Consider the following 4,871-nt stretch of genomic DNA (forward strand, 5'->3'; position numbering starts at 1 on the left):
ACCGATTACAACCGCCAGCGGCGACACAGCACGCTGGGGCACATCAGCCCAGAGGCCTTCGAGGCCAGGATGTGTGCTTAAACCCGTGTCCACGGCTGCTGGGCAAGATCACTAGACTGATTGTTGCTGATTTGCAAACAATCTTTCTCAATCGTGTGGATGTATTTGGGCGGCTGTTTTGGATTATTCTTCTAGTAGCGTTAAGCTATAGGCTACGGGCTTTAATGCAGGGCTTATACCAAGCTTATAGATCTTTCGTGTCAGCAGGCTCACCTGATTTGTTCTACAGCTAGTAGCATTTAATCTGTATCGCTGACGCTTTACACGAGATCTACTGCTGGCGAAAACCTTCCCGAAGCTTTTGTTCGTATCACCTGCTAAAACCAGAAGCCACCCTTTCCTTGGCTCGGTTGCTCGCGCCCTGAGGGAACCGCTATGTACTCACCAATTGAGCTTACACACTATGACGGATGAAAATTGCAGCAACGCTGGGAGGCGCTCGTTAAGCGGTGCCGGGCGAATTCTTTTCTCGCTACTTGTAATGTGTGTAGCGCTGGCATTGATTTATGGCGGTGCCAAGCTTCTGGCCTTGGGCGGTTCAAGTTATTACTTGCTGGCAGGGCTGGCTTACGTCGTGCTGGCTGTACTCGCATTCTTGCGCAAGAAAATCAGTACTGTACTTTCCATTCTGATATTTCTTGCCACTTGCGTCTGGGCCTTCTACGAAGTTGGCCAGTTTAGTTACTGGCAACTGCTGCCTCGCCTGGTTGTTCCAGCCATCATCCTGACCCTGAGCCTGTGGGTCGGAGCTGCGCTACCCGATACCGCGTCGGGTACACGTCGAGCCGCCAATCGCGCCGGGTTTGCTGTGTTCCTGGCCTTGATCGCCACGTTCATCGCCGCCTTCTTCCCGCACGGCGGGATCTCCAACCCGATTGCAGCTGGTAGCCAGGCAATCCCGGATGCAACCGCCGAGGCCCCGGAGAACTGGGAGTTCTTCGGGCGCAACGCTTCGGGAACGCGCTTTGCCCCCTACACACAAATTACCCCAGAAAACGTCAAGGACCTGCAAGTTGCCTGGACCTACCGGACTGGCCGCAGAACCACTGGCCCAGGTGCCGGCGTTGACGAGAACACTCCGTTGCAGATCGGCAACGTGCTCTACTCATGCACCCCGGAAAACCTGATCACCGCGCTTGATGGCGACAGCGGCAAGCCGCTCTGGAAGTTCGATCCGCACGCCAAGAGCGCCGAGCACGTGACCTGTCGAGGTGTGGGCTATTACGACATCGACCGCGACGACAGCCTGAGCGCCGAGGCCAAGGCCTCCCATGCCAGCGAACAGCAATGTCGCCAGCGCATCCTGGTGTCGTCGGTGGATGCCCGCTTGTTTGCCCTGGACGCACACACTGGCAACTTGTGCCCCAACTTTGGCGAGCAAGGTTTCGTTGACCTCAAGAAAGGCATGGGACCAACGGAAGACAGCAAGCGCTACCACCCGACATCGCTGCCTGTCGTCATGGGCCACCTCACGGTGGTGGGCGGTTGGGTACGTGACATCGTGGCCGGCGAGCCTTCCGGTGCCGTACGTGCATTCGATGTGCTGACCGGTGCGCTGGTATGGGCGTGGGATGTCGGCGCGCCTGAAGGCACCGACACCGCAGCAGCTGACCATCAGTTCGCGCTGGAAACACCTAACGTATGGACTGTTCCTACCTACGATAAGGAATTGAACCTGGTCTATCTGCCAACCGGTAACGGCCCGCCTGACTATTGGGGTGGCGATCGTAATCAGGTGAAGGAGAAGTTCGGCACAGCGATTGTCGCGGTCGACGCGTCGACGGGTAAGGCGAAGTGGGTTTACCAGACTGTCCATCATGATGTCTGGGACTACGACCTGCCTTCGCAACCCGTGCTCTACGAAATGAACAATGCGCAAGGTGTGAAGACCCCGGTGCTGATTCAGACCACCAAGACCGGCAATATCTTCGTACTGGACCGTCGTACTGGTCAGCCCGTCACTGAGGTCCAGGAACGCCCCGTTCCCACCTCACCGGCTGCAGAAGGCGAACACCTTTCGCCAACCCAACCGTTCTCGACCGGCATGCCGGTGATTGGTGCGGACCCATTGACCGAGCAATCGATGTGGGGGGTATCCACCTTCGACCAACTCTACTGCCGCATCATGTTCAAGGACTCGGTATACGTCGGCCCGTTCACACCGCCCACCGAGAAGCCGTACATCGAATGGCCAGGGCTGTTGGGTGGCATGAACTGGGGTGGTATTTCCATCGATGAAAACACCGGCATGATGTTCGTCAACGACATGCGCATGCCGTTACGCATGTCGCTGGTAACCCAGGAAAACACCCGCAAGTACAAAGTCTCGACCGATGAAGTGCCTGGTTTCATGGGCACCATTCGCCCGCAGGTTGCAGGTATCTATGGCGGCGTGAAGATCGACATTCTCCAGTCACCGCTGGGCGTGCCATGCAATACCCCACCGTTTGGCAGCATGAGCGCGATCGACCTGAATACCCAGAAGCTGGTATGGCAGGTGCCACTGGGCACGGTTCAGGATACTGGCCCCCTGGGGATCAAGACGCATATGCAGATCCCGCTGGGTATGCCGACGCTGGGTGGCCCGACCTCGACGGCATCCGGCTTGGTGTTCTTCGCAGGCACTCAGGACTACTACCTGCGTGCACTCGACTCGAAAACCGGTAAGGAAGTCTGGAAGGCCCGCTTGCCAGTGGGCGCCGTGGCGGCCCCGCTGATCTACAAGTCGCCCACCACCGGCAAACAGTATGTGGTGATCTCCGCTGGTGGCATGAGCCATTCGCCAGATGTGGGCGACTACATCATCGCGTACGCGCTGCCTGACAGCAGCAAGCCGTAACGCTTCGTTGATGCCCTATGAAAAATCCCCGTTCGCGGGGATTTTTCTTTCCAGTCGGCCCTCTCGCAAGCCTGGGCTGTGCAACGATTTCTCACGCAAGGGAGCCTGCCCACCATGTCATTACCCCTCCGCACCGTGCTGGCCTGCAGCCTGTGCAGCGGCTTGTCCCTGTGTTTCCTGCCCCTGCCTTGCGCACTGGCAGGTACTTCCAGCCTGATGACGCAACCTACGCTCACTGGCAACTGGGGCGGACAGCGCCAGAAGCTGGAGGAGCAAGGTATAAAGCTGACGGGTGACTACACCTCGGAAACCCTTTCCAACCTGAATGGCGGCATCAAGCGCGGCACCCGCTATGCACAACAGATACGTCTGGGCGCGCAGTTTGACTTGAGCAAACTGCTCGACATTCCAGATGCCGGTCGTGTGCAAGTGCTGGTCAATGATCGTCGCGGCCACAGTGCCACCGAGGACCTGATTGGCAACCGCATGTCCGCGCAAGAAATCTATGGGGGCGAGTACACCCGGCTGACGGAGTTGAGTTACCAGCGCAATCTGTTCTCCCCCGACTTGTCCGCCAAGGTTGGCTACATGGTCATGGGCACCGAGTTCGGTGGCATGCCGATCCTGGCCAACTTTGTCAGCGCCGGCTTTTGTGCACACCCGCTGACCATGTCCAGCGGCAGTGGCTGGGGTAACTACCCGACAGCCCACTGGGGTGGCGAGTTGCGGTATGACGTCAACCCGTCGCTGACGCTGCAAACGGCGTTGTTCCAAGTCAACCCGGAGTACAACGCGCGCGTATCCAAAGCCTTCGCCATGCCCGCCAATGGCACGACGGGCGCCATCATGCCACTGGAGGCGATCATCAATAACGGCGCCTTCCTCAACGGCCAGTACAAGGTGGGCTGGTACTACGATACCTCCGATTACCCCAAGATTGGCGGCACCGGTAAAAGCAGCAGTCGTACAGGCGCTTACTTGCTGGTCGACCAGGCGATCTGGCGCGATGAGCAAGACCCGGCGAGTGCCCTACGGTTGTTCGGGCAAGCTGCCACCAGTAACGCTGCGACCTCACCCATGCGTCGCTGGTACTCCGTGGGCCTGGTTAGGCAAAAGCCGTTTGACAGCCGCCCGCAAGACTCCATTTCCTTTGGCTATGGCCGCGCCGTGATCAACCCGCGCGCCCGCGATTTGCAGGAAGCCGCTGCAGCCAGTGCAGAGCAATATGCAATGTTCAGTGGCCTGGATAGCGGGGAGCAAGTGCTGGAGCTGAACTACGGCGCGCAAGTGACCCCCTGGCTACTGCTGCGCCCCGATGTGCAGTACTACATCGAGCCTGGTGCATTCTTTGGTAAGCAAAGAGGAAACGCGCTGGCGGTTGGGTTTCAAATAAAAATGACGCTTTAACGGTTTGCCTTGGCTTGCTTGCTGGTTTGATTTTTAAAGTGATCGTGGAAGGCTTGTTTGTGCGCACTGGGCTTTCGGCGATCAGAGCAGGGGAGTCCCGATAGCAAAATTCGGAGCGTTCCAGGCATCGCCCCCAAGGGTGTCGGGAAGCTCACTACGTTCGAAGGATCGGATGACGAAACGGGAACAATACGGGGAAGATTTGTGCCCTGAAACAGAAATGGCCTACGTCGATTAGACGTAAGCCATTGATTTTTTTGTGGGCCCATATGGACTCGAACCGTGGACCTTTGCCAGTTCACCGACTTCAGCTGGAAGCTCTAAATTCAAATCAAGCATATATTCCTCCGTGATGATGAAAGGGACAGGCAGATAAATTTATCAACATTCTCCCTTGGCGGTGTGTGCTTAACTATCGCTCCTACACCGTCAATGGCGCGCGTAATGCTAGTGGTCTGAATCGCCCCTGGTTTTCTAGACACTCTCCAAGCTCAGGAAATAGCGTTTCTCATACTCTACTGGAGACAGCTGCATAGCACTGCTGTGTCGGCGTTTAGGGTTATAG

At 57.3% G+C, this 4,871-nt stretch carries 2 protein-coding genes; both read left to right on the forward strand.

Going from position 1 to position 4,871, the window contains the following annotated elements; all coding sequences use genetic code 11:
• Positions 1 to 463: 463 nt before the first annotated feature.
• The gene (locus tag ACNFCH_RS25710; protein ID WP_054573694.1) at positions 464 to 2,899 is read left to right on the forward strand and encodes a membrane-bound PQQ-dependent dehydrogenase, glucose/quinate/shikimate family; all 2,436 of its coding nucleotides are present in this window, start codon (positions 464 to 466) and stop codon (positions 2,897 to 2,899) included.
• A 114-nt stretch (positions 2,900 to 3,013) separates the two neighbouring features.
• Entirely contained in the window at positions 3,014 to 4,306 is a 1,293-nt protein-coding gene (locus ACNFCH_RS25715) for a carbohydrate porin (RefSeq protein ID WP_054573695.1), read from the forward strand.
• The last annotated feature ends 565 nt before the right edge of the window (positions 4,307 to 4,871 follow it).

This window comes from Pseudomonas sp. NY15354 (genome assembly GCF_048068075.1).
Lineage (GTDB): Bacteria > Pseudomonadota > Gammaproteobacteria > Pseudomonadales > Pseudomonadaceae > Aquipseudomonas > Aquipseudomonas guariconensis_C.